The sequence below is a fragment of the Bradyrhizobium sp. UFLA05-125 genome, from assembly GCF_059803515.1.
The window spans coordinates 1-25213 of the sequence record NZ_JBANBJ010000068.1 but is presented as its reverse complement, the minus strand read 5'-3'; the positions used below and the strand labels follow the sequence as shown (position 1 = coordinate 25213).

Genomic DNA, 25213 nt, shown 5'->3' with positions numbered 1-25213 from the left:
TCTCTAGCGGGGCAGCAGGTTTGTCTTGGCGAGATCGACGACTTCGTCGCCGCGGCCATTCATGACGGCACGCAGGACCCAGAGACTGAAGCCCCTGATCTGCTCCGGGGTGATCGTTGGCGGCATCGAGAGCTCCTGCTTGGCGGTGACCACATCCAGGAGTGCTGGCCCGTCATGCGTCAGGATCTCCTGTATCGCGCCCGGGAGTTCGCCTGGGTCCTCGACGCGACGACCCATGATGCCCATTGCGCGCGCCATGGCCGCAAAGTCAGGGTTCTTCAGATCGACGTTGGTGTCGACGAAGCCTGCAGCCTTCATCTCGAGCGCGACGAAACCGAGCACTCCATTGTTGAAGACGACGACCTTCACTGGCAGCTTCATCTGGGTGAGCGTGATCAGGTCGCCCATCAGCATGGTGAAACCGCCGTCGCCCGAGAGCGAAATGATCTGACGTCCTGGCTGTGCCGCCTGCGCGCCGATCGCCTGTGGCATGGCATTGGCCATGGAACCGTGCACGAATGATCCGATCAGCCGGCGGCGTCCGTTCATCTGCAGATAGCGCGCCGCCCAGACGGTCGGTGTGCCGACATCCGCGGTGAACACCGCATCGTCGGCAGCGTGATCGCTGATCAGCTTCGCGAGATATTGCGGATGGATCGGCTTGCGGCCCGGGGTGCCCTCCGCGAGCGCGTCGAGGCCTTCGCGCGCCTTCTTGTAGTGCGCAATCGCATTGTCGAGGTGCCGTCGTTCGGTCTTGACCTTCAACAGCGGCAGCAGCGCCTCGATGGTCAGCCTGACATCGCCGATTACGCCGAGATCGAGCTTACAGCGCCGGCCGAGATTTTCCGGCCTGATGTCGATTTGCGCGATCTGGCAGTCGGTCGGGAAGAACTGCTTGTAGGGGAAATCAGTGCCCAGCATCAGGAGGACGTCGCAGGCATGCATCGCTGCATAACCGGACGAGAAGCCGATGAAGCCGGTCATGCCAACATCATAGGGATTTTCGTGTTCGACATGCTCCTTGCCGCCGAGGGCGTGTACGATGGGGCTCTTCAAGGTCTCGGCCATCCGCATCAGCGGTGCGTGAGCGCCGGCGCATCCCCGGCCGCAGAACAGCGTGACGCGCTCCCTGCCGTTCAAGAGAGACGCCAGCGCCTCCAGTTCGCTGGTCTCGGGGACGATCTTCGGTATGGACAGCGCCAGGCCCCGGGCGGTCGCCAGAGCACGTTTGGGTGGCGCGCGAAACGCGACGTCGCCAGGTATGGCCACGACCGCAACTCCGCGCAATCCGACCGCCGCGCGGATGGCATTTTCCAGCACGTAAGGCAGTTGGCTTGGATCCGAGATCAGCTCGCAATAATGGCTGCACTCCTGGAACAGATTTTGCGGATGGGTCTCCTGAAAATAGCCGCCGCCGATCTCGGCCGAGGGAATCTGGGCTGCGATCGCGAGTACCGGAACGCGGCTGCGATGAGCATCGAACAAACCATTGACGAGATGCAGATTGCCCGGTCCGCAGGACCCCGCACATACTGCAAGGCTGCCCGTCATCTCGGCCTCGCCGGCCGCGGCAAACGCTGCGACTTCCTCGTGCCGCACATGCACCCACTCGATGGTGCCACGGCGGCGCAGCGCTTCCGTGAGGCCGTTGAGGCTGTCACCGACGATACCATAGATCCGCTTGACACCCGCCTGCTCGAGCGTTGCCACGAAGAGGTCGGCCACGTTGTTGATCGCCATCACGTTCTCTCCGTATCGCTGGTGTTGTCGGGCCAACGGCCGTTTATCCGTCGAAGCTCCCCATGTGGCATGTTACACCCCATGGCCCGCTCCGCAGGATGACCGATCTAACAGTATGGTCGCGCGAGCGAGCAATCACCGCCCTGCGGGCGCCGAGAGCGCACCGGTCGAGTAGCGCCACCAGTCGATCTCGCGTGGCTCGGTCGGCCAGGCGGCAGCGTTGGAGTCGCGGAAGGACTGGGTAGCGGGGGCGGGGGCCTTGCGGGCGTGGTGGCGCTGGCTTGCCGAGGCCGTCTGGATCGTGAGGGCCGCGAGCAGCGTCGTGGCGAGCAGGGTCAGCGTTGTTGTTCGCATCATGGTCTCCCTTGTCTGACGCCGAGCGAGAGAAATGTCTTGTGCTGGTGTTGCCGCTTATCGGAGATGGCGATGCGTCTTGCCGAATATCACGGTTTCGGCGATCACGAAGCGGCGAGCCGAAATTTTGGTCGCGGCTAAATAATCGGCAATGCCGCCCGTGGTCCTGATGGACTCGCCGCCCGCGATCCGCTTGAATGGGACGAGCTGATGGATCGAGCCACAACGATGTGGAAATATTTGCTGGTCTTGGTGCTGGTGGCCTCGCCCGCCGCAGCGCAGGTCAAGCCGACACCGAAAGCCGCGACGGTGGGGCATCCCGACCCTTGCGTGCCGATCGGGCGTACCGCGGACGGCAAGCTGGTCTATTCCATGAAATGCGAAAACCTTCCGGCGCCGCCGCCGCCGCAAGCGGAACTGAAGGAGGGGCCCCTACCCGCCGCTGAGCCGGAGCCCGAGACTCGGCGAAGCGGCATTTTCGGCTGGTCGTATGACCGCAGGTAGCGCGGGGCCCTTGCATAGGTCCTGCTGGAATGCTCTTTGCTTGAAAGTTCCCCTTGGAGGGCCGAAGCCCTCCAACCCTAGAGAGATGAGATGAGCAAACTCGTTATCCGCGCCGGCGATTTCACCTTCGATGCCCGCTTCGAGGAGCAACTGGCGCCGAAGACCGTCGCTGCTTTCCGCAAGGCCATGCCGTTCGAAAGCCACATCATCCATGTGCGCTGGAGCGGCGAGGGCGTCTGGATGCCGCTCGGCGACCTCGATTTCGGCGTCGGCTACGAGAACCACACCAGCTATCCCGCGCCGGGCCAGATCATCCTCTATCCCGGCGGCATCAGCGAGACCGAGATCCTGCTCGCCTATGGCGGCGTGCACTTCGCGAGCAAGATGGGTCAGCTCGCCGGCAACCACTTCATCACGCTGACGTCGGGTCTGGAGAATCTGGCGACGCTGGGCAAGAGCGTGCTGTGGAAGGGCGCCCTGCCGATCCGCTTCGAGGAAGCCTGACTTGTCCGAGCCCCGCTATCCCCGTGATCTGCGCGGCTACGGCCGCAACCCGCCGCATCCGCATTGGCCGGACGGGGCCCGGGTCGCGGTGCAGTTCGTCGTCAATTTCGAGGAGGGCGGCGAGAACAACATTTTGCACGGCGACCGCGCGTCGGAAGCGTTCTTGTCCGACGTGCTGGGCGCGCAGCCCTGGCCCGGCCAGCGCCATGCCAACATCGAATCGATGTTCGAGTATGGCTCGCGCGCCGGCTTCTGGCGGCTGTGGCGGATGTTCACGATACGCAAATGGCCGACCACCGTGTTCGGCGTTGCCACGGCGCTGAAACGCAATCCCGAAATCGTCGCCGCGATGCAGGAGGCGGGCTGGGACATCGCCAGCCACAGCCTGAAATGGATCGAGCACAAGGACATGACCGAGGCGCAGGAACGCGCCGAGATCACCGAGGCCATCCGCGTGCATAGCGAAGCGACCGGCGCTCGGCCGCTCGGCTGGTACACCGGCCGCTCCTCGATCAATACCAACAGGCTGCTGATGGAGGAGGGCGGCTTCCTCTATCTCTGCGACTCCTATGCCGACGATCTGCCCTATTGGATCAAGGGCGCGGGCCGCAAGCAGCTCGTCATTCCCTATACGCTCGACAACAACGACATGCGCTTCATCAACGCGCAGGGCTTTGCCGAGGGCGAGCAGTTCTTCACCTATCTGAAGGACGCCTTCGACGTGCTCTATGCCGAAGGCGAGAGCGCGCCGAAGATGATGTCGGTGGGCCTGCATTGCCGCCTGGTCGGCCGTCCCGGCCGCGCGGCAGGGCTGATGCGCTTCCTCGACTATATCGGGAAGCACGAGCGCGTCTGGGTGCCGACGCGATTGCAGATCGCGCAGCACTGGCACGACCGTCTCGCCCATCTCGCCGACGACGCATTCGAGATCTAGGCGAGGGGGCGATGTCGCAGGTCTCGCTCTCCGATCTCAACGCTGCAAGCGAGGCCGATTTCGTCGCCGCGCTTGCCAATATCTTCGAGCACTCGCCATGGATCGCCGAGCGCGCCGCGGACCAGCGGCCCTTTGCCGGCATTCATCAATTGCTCGCAGCGATGACGGCGGCGGTCGATGGAGCTGCGCCGGAATTGCGGCTGGCGCTGATCAAGGCGCATCCCGATCTGGCCGACAAGACGCAGCGCGCTGCTGGATTGACCGCGGACTCCAATGCCGAGCAGAACAGCGTTGGGCTCGACCGCTTGTCCGACGCCGAATACACGGCGTTCGAACGCATCAACAATGCCTATCGCGCAAAGTTCGGCATCCCCTATATCGTGTGCGTGCGCCGCCACACCAAGGATTCGATCCTGCGCGATTTCGAGCAGCGTCTGCCGAATGATGCCGCGACCGAGACGCAGCGTTCGATCGCCGAAATCTGCCGCATCTCGGCGCTGCGACTGGACCAGCTCGTGGTTGCTGACGATCGTCTGAAGGTCCACGGCAAGCTCTCAACCCACGTGCTCGACAATCACAGCGGCAAGCCCGCGCCGGGCATCGCGGTCGAACTCGTCGAGCTCGCGGCCCTTGGCGAAAGCCGCATCATCGCGCGCGCGGTGACCAACCATGACGGTCGCACCGATCAGCCCTTGATCGGTGGTCGTCCCTTGCCGATCGGCCGCTACGAGCTTCGCTTCAGTGTTGGCAAATATTTTGCTGCGCGCGGCGTGCCGACGTCGGACCCGCCGTTCCTCGACGAAATCCCGCTGCGTTTTGCGATCAGCGAGCCCGAGGGCCACTATCACGTGCCGCTGCTGGTCACGCCCTGGAGCTATTCGACCTATCGCGGGAGCTAGCCGCCGAACTTTTCGTGCAGTGCCGGGAACAGGCGGTCCGGCTTGAACGGTGTCGACGTAAAACGAATGCCGGTGGCATCCGCGATGGCATTGCCGAGCGCGGCAGAGACGGGATTGTATGGGCTTTCGCTCATCGATTTTGCGCCCATCGGTCCGATCGTGTCTGATGTCTCGGCGAAAAGCACTTCCGTGTGCGGCACGTCGGCGAAGGAGGGTAGGTGATAGTGGCGGAATTTGGCGTTGATGATGCGCCCCTGCGCGTCGATCACCATCTCCTCGTACATCGCTGCCCCCAGAGCCTGTGCTACGCCGCCCTCGACCTGGCCGCGGCACTGCATGGGATTGGCGACGACGCCAGCATCTCCCGCCTGCACGCTCTTGAGAATTTTCAACTGGCCGGTGGCCTTGTTCACGGCCACGCGAAAACCCTGCACGTTGAACGCGACCGAGCGCGGGGTGCCCTGAGAATTGCCGCTCGTTGCGAGCACCTCGCCTTGCTCCTGCGCGTTGCTTGCGAGATCAGCAAAGGAGATTCGCCTGACGCCGCTGACGACAGAATTGTCGTCGAGTGTGCAGGTCGCGGCATCGCATAGCCACGCCTCGGCTGCGGTTGCCTTCAACATGTTCGCAAGACGCTCCGCCGCCGCATGCGTCGCCTTGCCGGCAACGAAAATGCCGGCGCTGCCATAGGCGCCGGTGTCGTGACCGCCATGAGCAGTGTCGGATTGCTTGAGGCGGATGTTGTCCACAGTGGTCGCGAGCGCGGTGGCCGCAATCTGCCGGTGCACCGTGCTGGTGCCGTTGCCGAACTCGGCGGTGCCGACGGTGAGATCGAAGCTGCCGTCGTCGTTGAGCGCGATCATCGCGTCCGCGATGTGCCCGGCCGGCGGCACGGTGTCGATCATGGTCAGCGCGATGCTCTCGCCAATCAGCCAGTCCGGCGACAAATCGGGCCGGGGCGCATCCGCCTGCATCGCGCGCTCGACCAGATCGAGGCATTGGTCGAGCCCGTAGGAGCCATAGGCGACGTCGTGATACTCCGACGGGGGTGGCGACAGCATGGGATCACCGGGCCTGACGACGTTGCGGCGGCGGATGTCGTATGGGCTGACGCCGAGCTGCGTTGCCAGCTCGTCGATCGCCGCTTCCACCGCTACCAGCGTCTGGGGCAGGCCATAGCCGCGAAATGCGCCTGCGGGCACCGTGTTGGTGTAGACCGCGACTGCGTCGACCTTCTTGTTCGGACAATTGTAGACGCTGATCGACTCGGCCACCGAGTGGCCTAGCACCGGACCGGCATGATTGCCATAGGCGCCGGTGTTGGAGAGCACATCGAGTTGGAGCGCCGTGAGCTTGCCGTCCGCATCGGCGCCGGCCTTGATATGGACGCGCATCGGATGGCGCGTCGACGTCGCGATGAACTGCTCCTCGCGCGTCAGCTCGAGCTTGACGGGCCGCCCCGTCTTCAGCACGGCGAGCGCCAAGATGTCCTCGACGAACATCTCCTGCTTGCCGCCAAAGCCGCCGCCAACGCGCTCGCAGAACACGCGGACCTTGTCCATCGGCAGATCGAAAATGTCGGACAGCGCGCGCCGCGTCAGGAACGGCACCTGCGTGGAGGAGCGGACGTTGAGCACGCCGGACGGGTCGAGCCAGGCAAGCCCGCCATGCGTTTCCAGCGCTGCATGTTGCACGCGCTGGGTCGTGAAGGTGCCCTCGTAGGTAACGGCGGAATTCGCGAGCGCCGCTGCGACATCGCCAAACTCGCCATGCATCTCCGCGACGATGTTGCGCTTTGCGTTTGCGACGCGATGTTCGGTTGTGCGGTCGGGATGAATAACAGGCGCGCCCGGCGCCATCGCCTGCTCTGGGTCGACAACGGCGGGCAGGACGTCATAGGTGACCTCAAGGCGCCGGCACGCTTCCTCCGCGGCGGCCTCGGTCTCCGCCACGACGGCGGCGACCTTTTGGCCGACGAAACGGACGACGTCGTCGAGGACGCGCGTATCCTCGGGGTCCATCCAGTCCTTTTCGTGCCGCGCGGTCGAGAACAGGCGGTCGGGTACGTCCTCGTGGGTCAGCACCGTGTGGACGCCGGGAACGTTCAATGCCGCGGACTTGTCGATCGAGGCGATCTTCGCATGCGGATGCGGCGAACGCAGGAGCTTGATGTGGAAGAGGCCGTCGATCGCTGTGTCGAAGGTGTAGCGCGCCTTGCCGCGCACGATGTCGGGGCCGACGGGCACGGGAAGGCTGCGGCCGAACGCGCCGCCGGCCTCGACGCCATCGTCGACATTGATCTTACCGTCGAGCGCATCCGCGATCGCGCGATAGCCGGTGCAGCGGCAGATGTTGCCCTTCAGCGCCGCGCCGAGTTCGGTGCGCTGCGCCTGGTTCAGCGACGCACAGGTCAGGATCATGCCGGCGGTGCAGAAGCCGCACTGAAACCCTTGCGCGTCGAGAAAGGCCTGCTGCATCGGATGCGGGCCGTCGTCGCCGCCCAGTCCTTCGATGGTGGTGATTGCGCGGCCCTCGGCGCGGAAGGCCGGGATCAGGCAGCTGTGCACGGGCTCGCCGTCGAGCAGCACGGTGCAGGCACCGCAATCGCCGGCGTCGCATCCCTTCTTGACGCCGAAGTGCCCGAGCTCGCGCAGGAAGGTTCGCAGGCATTGGCCTGCGCGAGGGCTCTCCGAAAACGGCTTGCCGTTGATCTCGAAGCTCATGGGCGCGCGCTATCCAGCAATTCGCGACGGATCTCCTCGGCAAGGTGCAGCGTCATGTGCTTGCGCCAGAACGGCTTGCCGTGGACGTCGTCATGATAGAGGCCGTCGGTGATCTCGACCGCGATGGCTGCGCTCAAAGCTTTCGCATCGGGCAGCTTCGGAAAGGGCAATCGGATCGGGCGCACGGTCGATGCGGTCACCGTCAGGTCCAGCGTACCATCGCCATCGAGACTGCCGATCAACAGCGCTGCGGAGCGGCCGACCGGCGTCAGCGAGATCTGGCGGAACGCCGAACGACGCTTCAGCGCCGCGAGGGGGATATCGATTTGCCGCAACAGGTCGCCCGGCATCAGGCGGTTGCGCTGGTTGCCGGTGACGAAATCGAGGACGGGAAGTTTCTGCTCGCCGCCGCCGGCCTTCCAGATCGTGCAGACGCCGTCGAGCGCCGAGGTCAGCGAGATCATCGGACCTGCCGGCAGTGACATACAGAGATTGCCGCCGACCGTCGCCGTCTTCCAGATCTTGAACGAGGCGAGGAAGGCGCGGCAGCATTGGCTGATCAGCGGTGCGGCGAGCCACTCGGGCGGACTGGTCAGCGCATCGAGCTCTGCGATGGTGCAGGTGGCCGCGATCGTCAGATGGGTATTCGTGATGGTCAGTGCCGGCCATTTGAGGTCAGCGAGATCGATCAACCGGGACAGGTGGGCCTGCGGCTCCGAAAACAGCCAGGTTCCGCCCGCGAGCCAAGCATCACCTGCCGTCCAAGCGGGCAGTTGGGCACGGCTCTCCGGATGGGCCACCGACGTGATGGTATTCAAGTCCATGAGTACGCCAACGCCTTAGATAGGATCGATCGCCTGAAAAGGAGTCTTGCAAGTCCGGAGCCAAGTCGCAACAAGGACGCAAGCGGCTGGCCTTCGCCTTGCAGGCGAAGATGCCGGCCGACGTCAGGAGAAACGGGATCATGGATAACGCAAAGCCGGTCTGGATCAAGGATCCGCTCGCCATTCTGGCCGACGGTGCCGAGCGCGGCATCGTAGTGCAGGATGCCCGAATCATCGAGCTTGTGCCAGCCGGCGGCAAGCCCGCAGCAGACGCCGAGGTCATCGATGCGGGCGAGCATGTCGTGCTGCCGGGGCTGATCAACACGCATCATCACTTCTACCAGACGCTCACGCGCGCGTTGCCGGCAGCGATGGACCGTGAGTTGTTTCCCTGGCTCAAGGCGCTCTATCCGGTCTGGGCGCGGATGACGCCGGAGGCGCTCCAGCTCGGTGTCACCGTGGCGATGTCGGAGCTGTTGCTGTCGGGCTGCACCACAACGACGGATCATCACTACGTGTTCCCCACAGGCTTGGAGGACGCTGTCGACCTCGAGGTCGCCGTTGCGAAGCGGCTTGGCGTGCGCGTGCTGCTCACGCGCGGCTCGATGAACCTGTCGCAGCGCGACGGCGGCCTGCCGCCTGACAGCGTGGTGCAGGACGAGGACACGATTCTCGCCGACAGCGCGCGGGCGGTCGCAAAGCATCACCAGCGCGGCGCGGATGCGATGGTGCAGATCGCACTCGCGCCATGCTCGCCGTTCTCCGTGACGACGTCGTTGATGCGCGCCACCGCCGATCTCGCCGACAAGCTCGATGTCCGTCTGCACACCCATCTCGCCGAGACCGAGGACGAGAACAGGTTTTGCGAGCAGATGTATGGCTGCCGTCCGCTCGATTATCTCGAGCAGTGCGGCTGGCTCAATGCGCGGACCTGGCTCGCTCACGGCATCTTCTTCAATGCCGATGAGATGAAGCGTCTGGGCAAGGCGAAGACGACCATCAGCCACTGTGCCTGCAGCAACCAGCTTCTCGCGTCCGGCTGCTGTCCGGTCTGCGAAATGGAGGAGGCCGGTGTCGGCATCGGACTGGGGGTCGACGGCTCGGCCTCCAACGATGCGTCCAACCTGATGCAGGAGGTGCGCTCCGCGTTCCTGCTCCAGCGTGCCCGCTATGGCGTGACGAGGATCAGTCACAAGGACGCACTGCGCTGGGCTACCAAGGGCTCGGCCGCCTGCGTCGGCCGTCCCGAACTCGGTGAGATCGCGGTCGGCAAGGCCGCCGATCTCGCGCTCTACAAGCTCGATGAACTTCGCTTCTCGGGCCATGGCGACCCGATTGCGGCCGTTGTGCTCTGCGGTGCGCATCGGGCTGATCGGGTCATGGTTGCGGGCAAATGGGCCGTGGTCGACGGTGCGATTCCGGGCCTGGACGTCGCCGACCTGATCCGCCGCCACAGCGCGGCGGCCCGTGCGATGCAGGCAGGCTAGGCGGGCAGGATAGAGAAGAGGGGGCAACCACCATTGCCGGGTATTGGTGGCTACCCCCTCTGACCTCCTCCGGGAGGAGCAGGTGATTTTACCGATGCAAGAAGCGTGCTACTTGCCCGGGATCTTGTCGTCGATACCCTTGACGTAGAAGTTCATGCCGAGGATCTGGCCGTCATCGAGATGATCGCCGCCCTTGCATTCAACTTCCTTGCCGTCCTGCCCAACCACCGGACATTTGAACGGCAGCACCTTGCCGTCGATGATGCCGGCCTCGGTGTCCATCGCTAGCTTTTTCACGTCGTCAGGCATGTTGGTATAGGGCGCCATCACCACCATCTTGGATTTCAGCCCGCCCCAGACGTCCTCGGACTTCCAGGTTCCGTCGAGCTCGGCCTTGACGCGCTCGATGTAATAGGGCGCCCAGTTGTCGATGATCGACGTGAGCTGGGTCTTGGGCCCGAACTTGATCATTTCGGAGTCTTGGCCGAAGGCGAGCTTGCCGCGCTCGGAGGCGATCTGCATCGCCGCCGGGCTGTCGGTGTGCTGCATGATGACGTCCGCGCCCTGGTCGATCAGCGCCTTGGCGGCATCGGCTTCCTTACCCGGGTCGAACCAGGTGTTCACCCAGATGATCTTGACCTTGATGTTGGGGTTGACGGTTTGCGCGCCGCGCATCGTGGCATTGATGCCCATGATGACCTCGGGAATCGGGAACGAGCCGATGTAGCCCAGCACGCCGGCCTTCGACATCTTGCCCGCTATGATGCCCTGGATGTAGCGGCCCTCGTAGAACCTGCCGTTGTAGATAGACATGTTCTTGTCGCGCTTGAAGCCGGTCGCGTGCTCGAAATGCACGTTGGGATATTTCTTCGCGACCTTGAGCGTCGGGTCCATGTAACCGAACGACGTCGTGAAGATCAGCTTGTTGCCGGCACGGACCAGCTGCTCGATGGAGCGTTCGGCGTCCGGCCCCTCGGAGACGTTCTCGAGATAGGTCGTCTCGATCTTGTCGCCGAACTCCTTCACCAGCGCTTGGCGCGCGAGCTCATGCTGATAGGTCCAGCCCAGATCACCAACCGGGCCGAGATATATGAAACCGACTTTCAGCTTGTCGGCGGCAGAGGCTGCGCCGATGCTGCCGGCGAGCAAGAGCCCCGCGACAGCCGCAAGAAGTGTTTTCCTCATCGTCAATCTCCAAACAGTCGGGGAAAGCTACACTCCGCAGCGTGCACGCCCCATCGTGCACGTTGCGGAAAAACTCTAACGATCGGGCACAAAGACAGTGCCAAGCGCGGCCGGCGCGGTCGAGCCGCCCGTGCGCGCCCGGGAGAGCAGGACCAGAACGATTACGGTCGCAAGATAAGGCAAGGACGACATCAGTTGCGAGGGAATGCCGATTCCCCAGCCTTGCGCGTGCAATTGCAGGATGCTCACCGCGCCGAACAGATAGGCGCCGACGACAAGACGTCCCGGCCGCCATGACGAGAATACCACGAGCGCGAGCGCGATCCAGCCGCGGCCCGCGGTCATGCCGGGAATGAAGAAGGGTGTGTAGGCCAGCGGCAGATAGGCGCCTGCAAGTCCCGCGCAGGCGCCGCCAAACATTATGGCCAGTGTCCTGATGCGCAGGACCGGATAGCCTAGCGCATGCGCGGAGATGTGGTTATCGCCGCAGGCGCGAAGGATCAGCCCGGCGCGCGTGCGGTAGAGGAACCACCAGACACCGACGATCAGTGCCAGCGAGAGATAGACGAAACCATCTTCTCCGAACACGACGCGGCCGATCAGGGGAATGTCGGTAAGATACGGAATATTGAGGTGCGCCGCCGGCGTGATGCGCATGCCGACGAAGCCGGCGCCGATCAGGCCCGACAGGCCGATGCCGAGAATGGTGAGCGCCAGTCCTGTCGCGACCTGATTGACGGCGAGGCCGAGCGTCATCAACGCAAAGATCAGTGACATCAGCGTGCCCGCGAGGATGCCGCAGAGCGCGCCGATGATGATTGAGCCACTCAGCCAGGCACCACCGAAGCCGCAGGCCGCGCCCATGATCATCATGCCTTCGACGCCGAGGTTGAGGACGCCGGAGCGCTCGGTGACGAGTTCGCCCGTTGCCGCGATCAAAAGCGGCGTCGAGGCGGCAAGCACCGACAGGATGATGGCTTCAACCAGCTCCACGGGCCACCTGACGGTTCGGGAAGACCAGCCGAAAGCGGTAGAGGATCAGGGAATCGCAGGCCAGCACGTAGAACAGCAAAATCCCCTGAAAAACCTTGGTGACATCCAGCGGGATCTTCATTGCGATCTGGGCCTGTTCGCCACCGATGAAGGTCAATGCGAGGAAAAGGCCTGCAATTAATATTCCAATCGGATTCAGCCTGCCGAGGAAGGCGACGATGATGGCGGTAAATCCGTAGCCTGGCGAGATGCCGGGCTGGAGATGCCCGACCGGGCCGGCGACCTCGATGATGCCGGCAAGACCGGCAAGCGCGCCCGAGACGGCGAAGGTCAGGATGATCAGCTGGTTGGCCTTGAAGCCGCCGAACCGCGCCGCTCGCGGCGCAGCGCCGACCACGCGGATCTCGAACCCCTTGATGGTTCGTCCCAGCAGCACCGCAGCTGCCGCTACGACCAGGAGTGCGATGATCGAGCCGAGATGAAGCCGCCCACCTTCGATCAGCACCGGGACCGTCGCCACGGGATCAAACTCGGCCGTGGTCGGGAAGTTGAAGCCGTGCGGATCGCGCCAGGGGCCACGGACGAGATAGTCGAGGAAGAGGTCGGCAACATAGACCAGCATCAGGCTGGTCAGGATTTCGCTGGCGCCGAACTTAACCTTGCAGATGGCCGGGATCAGCGCGTAGAGCGCTCCTGCGATCGCGCCGAGCAGCAGCATCGTCGGCAGCACCCAGGCGCCGGCGTCGGTGCCCTGCGTCCTCACCGCGATCCAACTTCCGGCGACGGCGCCGATCAAGAACTGCCCTTCGGCGCCGATATTCCACGCGTTCGCGAGATAGCAGAGCGACAGTCCGATCGCGATCATCACCAGCGGCGTCGCCTTCACTGCGATCTCCTGGAGCGAGTAGCCGTCGGTCAAAGGCGCGATGAAGTAGGCTTGGAGGGCAAGCAGCGGATTCTTGCCGAGGACCGCGAACAGGATGCTCATGGTCACGATCGTCAGGCCGATCGCGATCAGCGGCGAGACCAGCGCGATCGCGTTGGAGCGCTCGGCGCGCTTCTCAAGCACGAGCTGCATGCGCGACCTCCTTCTGATCCAGGCTGCTGCCGCCCATCAATAGGCCGAGCTTCTCGCGTGTCGCTTCGCGGGCCGCGAGCGGCGGCGACAGCCGGCCGTGGAACATCACGGCGATACGGTCGGCGATTTCGGCGAGCTCGTCGAGATCCTGGCTCGTCACCAGCACCGCCGCGCCGCTGGCGGCGAGATCCAGGAGCGCCTGGCGGATGACGGCGGCCGCGCCTGCGTCCACGCCCCAGGTCGGCTGGCTCACCACCAGCACGGCCGGGTTGCGCAGGATCTCGCGACCGACGATGAATTTTTGCAGATTGCCGCCGGAGAGGCTGGCCGCTTCCGGATCCCGCTTGGCCTTGCGTACGTCGAAGGTTTCGGTCGCCTTGTCGACGGTTTTCAATGTGGCCGCCGTGTCGATGAAACCGTGCCTGACCATGCCGCTTGCGGCGTGGCCCGTCAGCAGTGCGTTTTCCGACAATCGCATGCGCGGCGCGGTGCCGTGGCCGAGACGCTCCTCGGGGACGAAAGCCGCGCCGAGCTTGCGGCGCTGGGTGATCGACAAATGGCCGGCGGCGATACCTTCGATCACCACCGTGCCGGGATCCTTCGACAGCCGCTCGCCCGACAAGGCCGCGAAGAGCTCGTCCTGGCCATTGCCGGCGACGCCTGCGATGCCCAGGATCTCACCGCCCTTGAGCTCGAGCGAGATGTGCTCGAGCCGCACGCCGTGCGGCTCGTCGGGGGCGAGCGTGAGATCGTTGACAACGAGCCGCGGTACCGTTGTCTGCCTGCCGGCCGCAGCCCTGACCTCCTTGATCTCGCCGCCGACCATCATGCGGGCGAGCGAGGCTGCCGTCTCTTGCCGTGGATTGCAGGTCGCTACCTTCCTGCCGCCGCGCAGGATGGTGGCGGTGTCGCACAGCCGCTTCACCTCTTCGAGCTTGTGGCTAATGTAGAGGATGGCGTGGCCTTCGGCCTTGAGGCGTTCGAGCACGATGAAGAACTGGTCGGCCTCCTGTGGCGTCAGCACGGCGGTCGGCTCGTCCAGGATCAGGAATTTGGGGTCTTGCATCAAGGCGCGCACGATCTCGATGCGCTGACGCTCGCCGACCGACAATTGCCAGACCTCGCGCTTGGGATCGAGCGGCAGGCCGTAGGTCCTGGAGAGCTGCTCCAGCCGTGCCGACATGTCCTTGAAGGATTCCTTGCCGTCGAGCCCGAGCGCCACGTTCTCGGCGACGGTGAGATTCTCGAACAGCGAGAAATGCTGGAACACCATGCCGATGCCGCGGCTGCGGGCCTCCGACGGACCGGACAGAACGATGCGCTCGCCCCGCCAGCGAATCTCGCCGGCGCTCGGCTGGATCAGGCCGTAGATCGCCTTGACCAGCGTCGACTTGCCGGCGCCGTTCTCGCCGAGCAGGGCATGGATCTCCCTGGGGAAGACATCAATGTCGATCGACGCGTTGGCGAGGAAGTCGCCATAGCGCTTGGTGAGCCCGATCGTCTGGAGCAGCGGTGGCTCCCCGGTATGCAGGCTGTTGGGCATCGCGTCTGACATTCGCCGTCACGTGGGTCGAGTAAAGTGTCTCTGCCTCAATAGTGGGCTAGTTTGATCCGCCGCGTAAGTAGCGAAAAAACGTCATGCCTTGCTCAACGCTTCGGCAAACGAGGGGATTCGCTGTCCATTCGCGATTCTCAGGCGGCAGTTTTAGCGAGTCCGTAGTTGTGCTGTAAGGGTCTGTTGCAAATTTGTGACGGTCCAAACCAAAACGGAACCGCCTGTGCAGCGTTGATGCCAAGTTGGGCAAGTGATGCGTTCGGCTTGTATGCTTTGCGCTGATGCGATGCCCCCGTGCACTCGAGCCCGCTTTCTCGTTTTTTTGCCACGCACAAAAGGCAAATGAAAACAATCGGGATACTCCGGCAACCGCTTGCGCGCGGTTCTGGGGCGAAGCGCGCTGCCGCGCGTGAAGCTTGGCGCAAAAATCCTGAACCCGGTGAGCCTTCTGCTGAAACCTGCAGCAGGCGTTGAAACAAGTTGAGGCTTCTCACCTCTTGGGAACGGCGCAAGTGTCGCACCCAACAGGGCTTGATTTCTAAAGCTTCAACATTGGGGGTGTTCAGGATGTCGTTTCGTTTCAAGGCAATTGCAGCAACGGCGCTGTCTCTTGCTACGCTAGCCACCGGCGGCTTGGCTCATGCGGCGGATCTTCCGGTCAAGGCCGCAAAGAAGGCTTCGGATCTTCCGTTCTTCCTGGCGATCGACGACCGGGTGTCGTTCTCGTATATGCCGAAGGGCACCGACCCCGGCATGTGGAGCGTGCGCCCGGACGGAAGCATCAACGGCACCACGCCCAAGCAGGTCTACTCCTTCACGCATTTCGACCTCTGGGCCTACGGCACCAACTTCTTCACCATCTCGATGTTCAAGTCGGGTCACAACGACCCGGCCAGCCCTTGCGTTGCGCCCGGCGTGACCATCACCGGCGGCGCCGCCGACTGCGCTGGTGCGACGGAGATCTACGGCCTGTTCCGTTCGACCTTCGGCTGGAACGAGCTGTTCAACACCAAGGCCTTCACCGCCGGCCCACTGCACAACATCTCGTTCGAAGTCGGTATGGACGGCAACACCGAGAACAACTTCCTCGCGCCCGCCAAGCGCGATGTCGTCGCCGGTCTGCAGTTCGCCTTCGATCTTCCCTACAAGGGCTATATCAACGTCGCGCCGTTGATGTACTGGGAGTTCTCGAACCACAACGCCTTCACCCAGTGTGGCCTGTTCGTCGCTGGGCCGGCGGGGGTTGTCTGTAACTCGGACGGCAATGTCAGCTACAACCCGACCTGGGCGGTCGAGATCAACTACTACATGGACCTGGGCTTCCTGCCGCCGAACATGCAGTACTGGTCGATCAGCGGCCGTGCCGGCTGGTATGGACCGAAGGGCGACTCCAATGGCCTTCCTGCGCTCTCGGGCGTCGGCCGGTTCTCCACCGCGTCCAAGACCGAGCTGAATAGCGAGCCGATCCGCCTGACCTTCGACGCCTCGAAGGCGGCGTGGGGTGATAAGTACTCGCACTTCGTCGACCTCTGGGTTGCCTACCGCTACTGGCAGAACAAGTTCGGCCTCGACCACAACGCCATGCCCGGCGTTTGCACCGTCGCCGCCACCGGCCAGAGCACCAAGAGCTGCACCGAGTCCACGGTCTATGGCGGTGTCACTCTGAAGTTCTGATCGAAGCTCTCTGCTGAGGACGGAGCCGCACAGCAATGCGCGGCGCCGTTCGCGCATGAGACGTAGAATTGTAGGGTGGGGTTAGCGAAGCGTAACCCACCTCTTCTGCCTCCGCGGACATAGACAGTGGTGGGTTACGCCTTCGGCTAACCCACCCTACGATTGAGGCGCTGGCTACTTCGACCACACGCCGTCGTGCAGGGCTTCGGCTTCGTCTTCCAGGAGCGGACCAACGACCTCGGTTGGCCGCTGGCCGCTGGCAAAGACCTCGCGGCAGGGTAGATCGAGGGTCGGGTTTTCCGCGTGATTGCCGGTGACGCCGCGCAACCGATGCTCGCTCAAGGCATAGACCACGCGGCCGATGCCGGCCCAGTAGATTGCGCCTGCGCACATTGCGCAGGGCTCGGCGGAGGAATAGAGCGTCGACTTGGCGAGCACGTCGTGGCTCAGCGTGCGGCAGGCTTGCGTCGCGGCGAGGCGTTCGGCGTGCGCGGTGCCGTCGTGGTCGGGCATGTAGCCGTTCTCAGCCTCGATCAGCACGTTGCCGTCCACATCGACCACGAGGCAGCCGAACGGGTGGTTGCCGTGGGTGAGGGAGCGGCGGGCGACCTCAAACGACAGCCTCAAGAAGTGATCGTCGCGTTCCGATGCGCCGCTCATCGCTGCTCCGCGGTTAATGTCCCGCCATGTGCCGGCCGACCACGGTGAGGTCGGCTTCGCTGGTTCGTGCTTCATACACGAATTCGCCGTGGAACATCACCACCAACCGGTCGGACAGCTCGAGCAATTCGTCGAGATCCTCGCTGACCAGCAGCACCGCCGCGCCACGATTGCGCGCAGCCATGATCTCTGCGTGGATTTGCGCAACCGCCGCGAAATCGAGGCCGAAGCAGGGATTGGCGGCAATCAGCACCTCGACGTCGCCGCCGAGCTCGCGCGCCAGCACCGAGCGCTGGACATTGCCGCCTGACAGCGCCGAGATCGGCGTGTCCGGTGTGCGCGTCTTGATTTTGTATTGCGCGATCTTCTTCCTCGCGTCGTTGCGGAATGCGCCGCGGTTGAGCCACCAGCCGAGGCTCGCAAAGGGCGCTCGGTCGAACTCGCGGAAGGCGATGTTGTCGGCGACGCTCATGCCGCCGACGCAGGCGTTCTTGAGCGGCTCCTCCGGCAACAGTGACATTTTGTGCCGGCGCATCTCCTCGCGGCGCGCGTGATAGGGATCGCCGGCGACGCGGATTTCGCCGCTCTCGCGGTCGCGCTGGCCGGCCAGCACCTCGACGAGCTGGCGTTGGCCGTTGCCTGATACACCGGCGATGCCGACGATCTCGCCGGCGCGCACCGTGAGGGAGACGTCGTGCACGGCAATCGCGCCGGCATCGTCGAGCGCGCGGACCTTTGCCAACTCCAGTCGCGCCTGGCCTGTTTCGCCCGTGCGCGGGGGCTGCACGGTCAACTGCTCGGCGCCGATCATGGTTCGCGCCATGGCATCGGGCGTGAGCTCGGCAACCTTGCCCTGGCCGGCGAGCTTGCCGCGCCGCAGGATCGTCACCTCGTCGGCGAATGCCATGACCTCGCGGAATTTGTGCGTGATCATCAGGATCGTCAGCTCGCCCTTGACCACCATGCCGCGAAGCATGCCGAGCACCTCGTCGGCTTCGGCCGGCGTCAGAACCGAGGTCGGCTCGTCCAGGATCAGGAAGCGCCGCTTCAGATAGAGCTGCTTGAGGATCTCGCATTTCTGCCGCTCGCCGGCGGAGATGTCGGAGACCTTCGCGTTGAGCGGTACCTTGAACGGCATCCGCGCCAGAAACGCCTCAAGCTCCTTCTTCTCTTTGCTCCAATCCACCACTGCCGGAACGTCGTCGCGGGCAAGCACGAGATTTTCGGCAACCGTCATCGCCGGCACCAGGGTAAAATGCTGGTAGACCATGCCGAGCCCGAGCGCATGGGCATCCCTGGGATTGCCGATCGTCTGCTGGCGGCCGCCGATCAGAATATCGCCTTCGGTGGCGTGGTAGTAGCCCATGATGCATTTGACGAGCGTCGACTTGCCAGCGCCGTTCTCGCCGAGCAGGGCGTGGAACGAGCCCGGCCGGACCTTCAGCTCCACATCGTCCAGCGCCAGGAAATCTCCGAAGCGCATGGTCATGGCGAGTGCCTCGACGCCGAAGGCGCCTGCGGGTGGTGGCGTCTCCCCGATGATCACGAAATCGCTCCGATCAGCGCGTCCGAGTTTGAAACCGCGCCGAACACGCCGCCCTGCATCTTGATCATCTTCAGCGCGTGGTCGTGGTTGCTTTTGTCGGTCGCGCCGCAGCAATCGTGCAGCAGCACGCATTCGAAGCCGCGGTCATTGGCCTCGCGCATGGTGGTGTGAACGCAGACGTCGGTGGTGATGCCTGTCAGCACGATGTTCTCGATGCCACGCACGCGCAGGATCAGTTCGAGATCGGTGGCGCAGAACGAGCCCTTGCCGGGCTTGTCGATGATGGCTTCATCCGGCATCGGTGCGAGCTCGGGGATGATCTCCCAGCCGGGCTCGCCGCGCACGAGAATGCGGCCGCACGGGCCGGGATCGCCGATCCCGGCGCCGATCTGCCGCGAGCGCCAGCGCTTGTTGGCGGGCAGATCAGCGAGATTGGGGCGATGGCCTTCGCGGGTATGTATGATGTGGAAGCCCTGCTTGCGCATCACCGCGAGCAGCTTCGTGATCGGCTCGATCGGCGCTCGCGTCAACGACAGGTCGTAGCCCATCTTGTCGACATAGCCGCCGACGCCGCAGAAATCGGTCTGCATGTCGATGATGATCAGCGCCGTGTTCTCTGGTCGCAGATCGCCGTTATAGGGCCAGGCGTAGGGCTCGGACTTGATATGGCGCTCGGGCATTGTTGGCTCTCTGCAGCTCTAGAGCATGATCCGGAAAAGTGTGCGGCGGTTTTCCGAAGAGATCATGCTCAAACAAAAGGAGCTAAGGCGCGATAATCATTCATCGCGCCTTAGCGGGTGATCGACAATTCGGCCGGCGCGCCTGTCAGCGTGCGCTTCGGCGAGCAGGTGATGATCATGATCGCCAGCGTCAGGATGTAGGGCGCGGCGTTGAAGAGGTGATAGCCGGAGGTGACGCCGACCGATTGCAGCGCGGGGCCGAGCGCCGCGGCGCCGCCGAAGGCGAGCGAGGCCCACAGGCACAGCATCGGATCCCAGCGCGCGAAGATGACGAGCGCGACCGCCGTGATGCCCTGTCCGGAGGACAGTCCCTCGTTCCAGCTTCCGGGATAGAACAGCGACAGGAACGAGCCGCCGATACCGGCGAGGAAGCCGCCGACCATGGTGGCGCGCAGCCGGATCAGGAGCACGGAATGGCCCATGGCGCGCGCGGCGTCCGAGCTTTCGCCGGCGGTGCGGATGAGCAGGCCCCAGCGCGTCGTACGGAACGCCCAGTAGAGGATGGGCGCGAGCGCGACACCGATCAGGAACATGACGTTGATGCGAAGCGCCGCCCGGACCTGCGGGATATCGCTCCACCAGCCGAAATCGATCGCGGGCAGCCGCGGCGCGGTTGGCTCGATCAGCGGTTTGCCGAGATAGAAGGCGAGGCCCGTGCCGAACAGCATGAGCGCGATGCCGACCGCGATGTCGTTGACGCGCGGCAGCGAGCAGATGCCGGCATGCAGCGCGCCCAGCAACGCGCCGGTAACACCGGCGGCGAGCACGCCAAGCCAGGGCGAGCCGGAAAGATAGGAGATGCCATAGGCGCTCATCGCACCCATCACCAGCGTACCTTCGAGGCCGAGATTGATGCGGCCGGAACGCTCGGTGATGCATTCGCCCAGGCTCACGAACAGGAACGGCGTAGAGACGCGAATGGCGCCGCCGAACACGGCGAGCGGCACGGTCCAGAGTCCGATCGAGCTATCCGCCATCTCAGGACTTCCCCTTGAGAAAACCGATGCGTCCGTACAGCGCATCGCTTGCCAGCACGAAGACGAAGATGATGCCCTGAAGCACAAGCACGGACGCATCCGGCAGCCCCAGGCGGCGTTGCAACAGCCCGCCGCTGGCGCTGATGCCGCCGAGCAGGATGGCGACTGGAATGATCGCAAGTGGATTTTGCCGCGCGAGGAAGGCGACCAGGATTCCGGTGAAGCCATAGCCGGCGGCGAGGTTGGCATTGGTGCGGCCCTGCACGGCCGCGACCTCGACCATGCCGGCGAGCCCCGCCGCGCCGCCGGCGACAAAGCAGATCGTGAGGATGAGCCTGTTGACGCCGAGCCCGACGATCTTTGCAGCGCGAATGTTGCCGCCGGCAACCCGCGCGGCGAAGCCGAACACAGTGTGGTAGATCAAGATGTAGGCGGCGATCGTGGCGACCAGGCCGAAGACGAGCCCCCAATGGACGTCGGTGCCGGGGATGCTGCCGATCATGTTGGCCGCGCCGATCTCGCGCGTCGAGGGCTTGTTGAGGCTCGCGGGGTCACGCATCGTGCCTTCGACGAGATGGTTGAGGATGGCGAGCGCGATATAGACGAGCAACAGGCTCGATATTGTCTCGTTGACGCCGCGATATTGCCGCAGCGCGCCGGACAACATGATCCACAGTCCGCCGCCGATCACGCCGCCACAGACCATGGCGATCTGGATCACGAGCGGCGGTGCACCTTGCAGTGCCAGCGCCGCGCTGGTTGCCGAGAGCGCGCCGATCAGCAGCGCACCTTCGCCGCCGATGATGACCATGCCGAGCTGCGCTGGCAGTGCCGTGCACAGCGCGGTAAGGATGAGCGGTGCTGCGCGTGTCAGCGTGTTCTGCCAGGAGAACCAGGTGCCGAACGCGCCCTGGTACATGTAGAAATAGAGGTCGAGCGGGTTCTTGCCGAACAGCGCGACGAAGATGCCGAACACCGCGAGCGCGCCGACCAGCGCCGCGCCCGGGATCAGGACGTACTCGATGCTCGCGCCGTGGCGCCGGAGGAAGCCCGCGTCAGCAGCCGGGGCGAGAGCCTCGACCGCTCCGACGGGATCCGCCGCTTCCGTTGTCACGAAGTCGCTCCGATCACGCCCTCGACGAGATAGTCCATCTTCTCGAGTTCGGGATCCTTCTGGCCGCGCTCGGTGCTGGCGGTGATCACCGTCTTGCCCTTGTTGTCGAGCAGCGGGCCCTTGAAGATGGCAAAGCCGTCCGCAGACAGGAATTTGGCCTTGGCCTCGTCGGCCGCCTTGCGTGCCTCGGCCGAAACAGCTTCGCCATAGGGAGATACCTTCACGATCTCTTCCTTCAGGCCGCCGCGGTAGAAGTTCGGGATCTCTTCGCCGGCGGCGATCATCTTGACGAACTTCGGATAGAGCGCTTCCCAGTTCCACTCGGCGCCAGTGAGATACGCCTTGGGCGCCAGCGCCGACTGGTTGGTGTGATAGCCGCAGACGAAGGCGCCGCGCCGCGCGGCGTTCTCGACCATGGTCTTGGGACCGTCGACATGACAGGTCAGGACGTCCACACCCTGGTCGATCAGGCTGTTGGCGGCCTCCGCCTCCTTGACCGGCATCGACCAGTCGCCGGTGAAGATCACCTGCGTGGTGGCCTTCGGATTGACGGACCTGGCGCCGAGCGTGAAGGCGTTGATGTTGCGCAGCACCTGCGGGATCGGCTTGGCTGCGACGAAGCCGAGCTTGCTGCTCTTCGAAGTCAAGCCCGCGACGACGCCGGAGATGTACTGGGCTTCGTCGATATAACCAAAATAACTGCCGGCGTTCTTCGGGTCCTTGTCGGTCCAGAGGCCACCGCAGTGCTCGAAATGCAGCTTCGGGTACTTGGTCGCCATCTTGATCATGTGCGGGTTGTAGTAGCCGAACGAGGTCGGGAAGAGCAGGGTCGCGCCATCGAGATTGATCATGGACTCGATGGTCTTCTCGACCGCATCGGTCTCCGGCACCTTCTCTTCCTCGACCACCTTCAGGCCCGGAATCTTCTTCAGTGCGGCGGCGCCCTGCGCGTGCGCCTGGTTGTAGCCGTAGTCGTCACGCGAGCCGACATAGATGAAGCCGATCGTCGTCTCGGCCGCGAAAGCCGGGCGGACACCAACTGCGGCTCCCAAGGAGAGCGCCGCGCCACCCTGCAACAAATGCCGTCGTGAAATCCTGCCAAAATCCATTGGATTCTCCCTTGGCGGATGGACCGCCCCTCTCTCCTGGCCACCGCCGGTCTGGGGCAGCCGGAAGACGGTGTCGCAAGCTTCGTGCCAGAGGTTATCGAGCGGGCAGATGCATATAAACTACTGTAAAATAATAGCTTTGCTTCAAGTTCGAATCTTGGGCAGCTGACGGGCAGGTTAAATTATAGGCAGTATCTCAATATTGTATGCAAGGTAGTTAAGCAGCCTTAACCGGCTTCCCTTGGACTATCCGCCTGCCGGATGGCCTGTCGACGCTGTGTTCATGCTAACCGGTCCGTGTCGTACCCTGCGCGTGAGGCGCGCTGGCACCGAACTTGTATCGGTGGTCATCGGGCCTCCCTTGAGCGGTTGCGCCCCGCAGGATGGAAAGTTTAAGCGAGATGGCTCCTGGTATCGCCGTTCAAAATGGCTCGCTCGGCGAAGAGATCGTACGCCGCATCAATGAGCTCGGCGCCATTTCGGAGGACGCGGACAAGCTCACCCGGATTTATCTCAGCAGGGAATTGCGCATCGCTGCCGATCTCATCCTCGGCTGGATGCGCGAGGCGGGCATGCGCGCGCATCTCGATGCGATCGGCAACGTTTGCGGCCGTTACGAGGGCGAGCGGCCGGGCTTGCCGTGCCTGATGCTGGGCTCGCATTACGACACCGTGCGCGATGCCGGCAAATGGGACGGCCCGCTGGGCGTGATCACCGCGATTGCCTGCGTCGCCGAATTGAACCGCCGCGGCAAACGCCTGCCGTTCGCGATCGAGGTCATCGGCTTCGCCGACGAGGAGGGTGTGCGCTTTTCGTCCACGCTGCTCGGCAGCCGCGCGGTCGCAGGTACGTTCGACGAGAGCGTGTTGAACACGCGTGATCGCGACGGCGTGTCGATGCGCAATGCGCTCGTGCAGTTCAGCCTCGATCCCGACCACATCGGCGCGGCGGCGCGGACGCGGCGTGAGCTACTGGCTTATCTCGAGCTGCATATCGAACAGGGACCGGTGCTGGAAGCGCAAAATCTCCCGGTCGGCGTCGTCACCGCAATCGCCGGTGCGACGCGCCTCGCCGCGCGGCTGACCGGCATGGCTGGTCACGCCGGCACCGTGCCGATGGCCCTGCGCCGCGACGCGCTGACGGGTGCAGCCGAATGCATCGCCGCGATCGAACAGTTCTCCCGCACCGATGAAGGCGGGCTCGTCGGCACCGTCGGCTACATCCACGCAAAGCCCGGCGCGACCAACGTCATTCCCGGTGAGGTGTCGTTCACGATCGACATGCGCGCGCCAACCGACATGCACCGCAAGCGCGCAGTCGCCGACGTCGTCCGTCAGATCGAGGCGATCGCAAGGCGCCGACAGCTTGCACTGCAACTCGACGTCACCCACGAGAACCGCACCGCGCCGTGTGCGCCCTGGTTGAAGGACCAGATCGCGCAGGCGATCGCCGGGGAAGGATTTGCCGTGTTCGAATTGCCGAGTGGCGCCGGCCATGACGGCATGGCGATGATCGACATCGCCGATGTCGGCATGATCTTCGTCCGCTGCCGCGGCGGCGTCAGCCATCACCCTGACGAGCACGTCGAGCCCGCCGATGCCGATGCCGGTGCCCGCGTGCTGTTTCGGGTGATCGAGAACTTTCGGCCGCGCGATGGCTAGGCCCGTTCCCGCAAGTCACCGGATAGAGACACGAATCAGACAGGTCTAGAATAGTGACCGCCCGCCACCGGGATCACGAGACATCATTCGACAACGCATATGAATAGTGACATCTCTTTTCCATCTTATCGCGAAAACCGCTTTTATCAGGGACTGACCGCGACCGTTGTCGCCAACGCTCTTCAGGTGGTGAATTTTCTCGGTGACCGCTTCCTGAGGAAGTCGCATCATTCGTTGTCGGCCATCGAGGATCTTTACCGGCACTCGATGGACAGCGCCTTTTCGCTGACGGAGTCGTTTCTTGTCACGGGCGCGCCGCACGCATCCGCCTATTACCCTCGCGACTTCGCCTGGTTTTATCCTGACGTTCTCGATCCAGAAACCATCATGGATTCGCAGGATGCCGTCCGGCGGGCGCGGTTGCTTGAAAAGAGCGTCCGTCTCCTGCTGGAGGCGGTTCGCGCCGACGTCGTCACGACCACCATCGTTCCGGCGGGACGCGCGCGGTATCTCGGCGTAAACTATTTCTCGCGGCCCTCGGATACCCTGCTCGGCATCCTTGCGGGTCTTCAGCAGATGCTCTCTGCCGAGGAGCGGGCGTCGTCTTATCTGGCGATGTCCCAATGCGCGCATGCCGGGCGTCTGTTGTTGGCCGAATATGGCGTCGACCTGAAACGGGCGATCTTGCAGCTCGCAAGTGAGCTTGGGCCGTTCAACGATGATGGAGCCAGTTATTTGCTGTGCGACGTCGGCACCCCTCGTTCCGCGGCAACGGACACGCGGGCCGAACGCAGGCGTTTCGTCACTAACGCGTGTGTCTACACGACGTTCGTGTGGGGCGTGAAGCTCGGCGTCGTCGACGAGAGCGAACTGAAGGTACTGCTCGGACGTGAGCTCGTGCAGTACAAGAAGGAGCTGCTCCGCCTGTTCGGCAAAGAGGGTTATATCAGGC

Annotated in this window: 21 protein-coding genes and 1 pseudogene; 8 read left to right on the top strand and 14 right to left on the bottom strand. The window is 63.9% G+C overall.

The genetic code is table 11. From position 1 onward, the window contains the following. Positions 1-3: 3 nt before the first annotated feature. The gene (poxB, locus tag SO156_RS36225) at positions 4-1740 is read right to left on the bottom strand and encodes a ubiquinone-dependent pyruvate dehydrogenase (protein ID WP_498538122.1); all 1737 of its coding nucleotides are present in this window, start codon (positions 1738-1740) and stop codon (positions 4-6) included. Between the two features lie 135 nt (positions 1741-1875). After that, positions 1876-2094 (bottom strand): hypothetical protein, encoded by a 219-nt coding sequence (locus SO156_RS36220; protein WP_498538121.1) that lies wholly within the window; start codon positions 2092-2094, stop codon positions 1876-1878. A gap of 228 nt (positions 2095-2322) precedes the next feature. Here SO156_RS36220 and SO156_RS36215 point away from each other — a divergent pair, with 228 nt between their 5' ends. From SO156_RS36215 to uraD, 4 genes are all read left to right on the top strand, one after another. Further along, positions 2323-2598: a hypothetical protein gene (locus SO156_RS36215; protein WP_498538134.1), complete on the top strand. Its 276-nt coding sequence runs from the start codon at positions 2323-2325 to the stop codon at positions 2596-2598. Positions 2599-2688: 90 nt separating this feature from the next. Next, positions 2689-3102 (top strand): DUF3830 family protein, encoded by a 414-nt coding sequence (locus SO156_RS36210; protein ID WP_458149821.1) that lies wholly within the window; start codon positions 2689-2691, stop codon positions 3100-3102. 1 nt (position 3103) lies between these two features. After that, the gene (puuE, locus tag SO156_RS36205) at positions 3104-4036 is read left to right on the top strand and encodes an allantoinase PuuE (RefSeq protein ID WP_498538120.1); all 933 of its coding nucleotides are present in this window, start codon (positions 3104-3106) and stop codon (positions 4034-4036) included. A gap of 11 nt (positions 4037-4047) precedes the next feature. Then, on the top strand, positions 4048-4935 hold the full coding sequence (uraD, locus tag SO156_RS36200; protein WP_498538119.1) for a 2-oxo-4-hydroxy-4-carboxy-5-ureidoimidazoline decarboxylase: 888 nt from the start codon (positions 4048-4050) through the stop codon (positions 4933-4935). Here the strand turns inward: uraD and SO156_RS36195 are convergent. Next, positions 4932-7658, bottom strand: coding sequence for a molybdopterin-dependent oxidoreductase (locus tag SO156_RS36195; RefSeq protein ID WP_498538118.1), 2727 nt, complete (start codon positions 7656-7658; stop codon positions 4932-4934). The genes uraD and SO156_RS36195 overlap by 4 nt on opposite strands. Then, positions 7655-8482, bottom strand: a complete 828-nt coding sequence (locus tag SO156_RS36190; protein WP_498538117.1) for an FAD binding domain-containing protein — start codon at positions 8480-8482, stop codon at positions 7655-7657. Before SO156_RS36190 ends, SO156_RS36195 begins: the two co-directional genes overlap by 4 nt. Before the next feature lie 140 nt (positions 8483-8622). Here SO156_RS36190 and SO156_RS36185 point away from each other — a divergent pair, with 140 nt between their 5' ends. Next, on the top strand, positions 8623-9969 hold the full coding sequence (locus SO156_RS36185) for an 8-oxoguanine deaminase (protein WP_498538116.1): 1347 nt from the start codon (positions 8623-8625) through the stop codon (positions 9967-9969). Between the two features lie 108 nt (positions 9970-10077). Here the strand turns inward: SO156_RS36185 and SO156_RS36180 are convergent, their stop codons facing one another. The 4 genes from SO156_RS36180 to SO156_RS36165 all read right to left on the bottom strand — a co-directional run bounded on the left by SO156_RS36180 (position 10078) and on the right by SO156_RS36165 (position 14780). After that, positions 10078-11154 carry a BMP family ABC transporter substrate-binding protein gene (locus SO156_RS36180; RefSeq protein ID WP_498538115.1) on the bottom strand — a complete coding sequence of 359 codons (1077 nt, stop codon included), beginning with the start codon at positions 11152-11154 and terminating at the stop codon, positions 10078-10080. A 75-nt stretch (positions 11155-11229) separates the two neighbouring features. Beyond that, complete coding sequence (locus tag SO156_RS36175) at positions 11230-12147, bottom strand: ABC transporter permease (protein ID WP_458149828.1); 918 nt, start codon at positions 12145-12147, stop codon at positions 11230-11232. Next, the gene (locus SO156_RS36170; protein WP_498538114.1) at positions 12134-13225 is read right to left on the bottom strand and encodes an ABC transporter permease; all 1092 of its coding nucleotides are present in this window, start codon (positions 13223-13225) and stop codon (positions 12134-12136) included. The genes SO156_RS36175 and SO156_RS36170 overlap by 14 nt, the downstream gene beginning before the upstream one ends. Next, positions 13209-14780, bottom strand: coding sequence for an ABC transporter ATP-binding protein (locus SO156_RS36165; RefSeq protein WP_498538113.1), 1572 nt, complete (start codon positions 14778-14780; stop codon positions 13209-13211). Before SO156_RS36165 ends, SO156_RS36170 begins: the two co-directional genes overlap by 17 nt. Before the next feature lie 567 nt (positions 14781-15347). Between SO156_RS36165 and SO156_RS36160 the strand changes: the two genes are divergently transcribed. Then, on the top strand, positions 15348-16454 hold the full coding sequence (locus SO156_RS36160) for a hypothetical protein (protein WP_498538112.1): 1107 nt from the start codon (positions 15348-15350) through the stop codon (positions 16452-16454). A 174-nt stretch (positions 16455-16628) separates the two neighbouring features. Here SO156_RS36160 and SO156_RS36155 read toward each other — a convergent pair whose 3' ends face one another. The 6 genes from SO156_RS36155 to SO156_RS36130 form a co-directional block, all read right to left on the bottom strand. After that, positions 16629-17114 (bottom strand): nucleoside deaminase, encoded by a 486-nt coding sequence (locus tag SO156_RS36155; RefSeq protein ID WP_458149832.1) that lies wholly within the window; start codon positions 17112-17114, stop codon positions 16629-16631. A gap of 13 nt (positions 17115-17127) precedes the next feature. After that, positions 17128-18660, bottom strand: coding sequence for an ABC transporter ATP-binding protein (locus SO156_RS36150; protein ID WP_498538111.1), 1533 nt, complete (start codon positions 18658-18660; stop codon positions 17128-17130). Then, positions 18657-19340 carry a biuret amidohydrolase gene (biuH, locus tag SO156_RS36145; RefSeq protein ID WP_498538110.1) on the bottom strand — a complete coding sequence of 228 codons (684 nt, stop codon included), beginning with the start codon at positions 19338-19340 and terminating at the stop codon, positions 18657-18659. The genes SO156_RS36150 and biuH overlap by 4 nt, the downstream gene beginning before the upstream one ends. Before the next feature lie 110 nt (positions 19341-19450). Beyond that, complete coding sequence (locus tag SO156_RS36140; RefSeq protein ID WP_458149835.1) at positions 19451-20377, bottom strand: ABC transporter permease; 927 nt, start codon at positions 20375-20377, stop codon at positions 19451-19453. A 1-nt stretch (position 20378) separates the two neighbouring features. Then, positions 20379-21491: an ABC transporter permease gene (locus tag SO156_RS36135; protein ID WP_498538109.1), complete on the bottom strand. Its 1113-nt coding sequence runs from the start codon at positions 21489-21491 to the stop codon at positions 20379-20381. Continuing rightward, complete coding sequence (locus SO156_RS36130; RefSeq protein ID WP_458149837.1) at positions 21488-22600, bottom strand: BMP family ABC transporter substrate-binding protein; 1113 nt, start codon at positions 22598-22600, stop codon at positions 21488-21490. Before SO156_RS36130 ends, SO156_RS36135 begins: the two co-directional genes overlap by 4 nt. 401 nt (positions 22601-23001) lie before the next feature. Here SO156_RS36130 and SO156_RS36125 point away from each other — a divergent pair, with 401 nt between their 5' ends. Together SO156_RS36125 and SO156_RS36120 are read left to right on the top strand one after the other, a co-directional pair. Then, entirely contained in the window at positions 23002-24261 is a 1260-nt protein-coding gene (locus SO156_RS36125; RefSeq protein ID WP_498538108.1) for an allantoate amidohydrolase, read from the top strand. A 99-nt stretch (positions 24262-24360) separates the two neighbouring features. Further along, positions 24361-25213, top strand: a pseudogene (locus SO156_RS36120) (hypothetical protein); the annotation flags it as partial.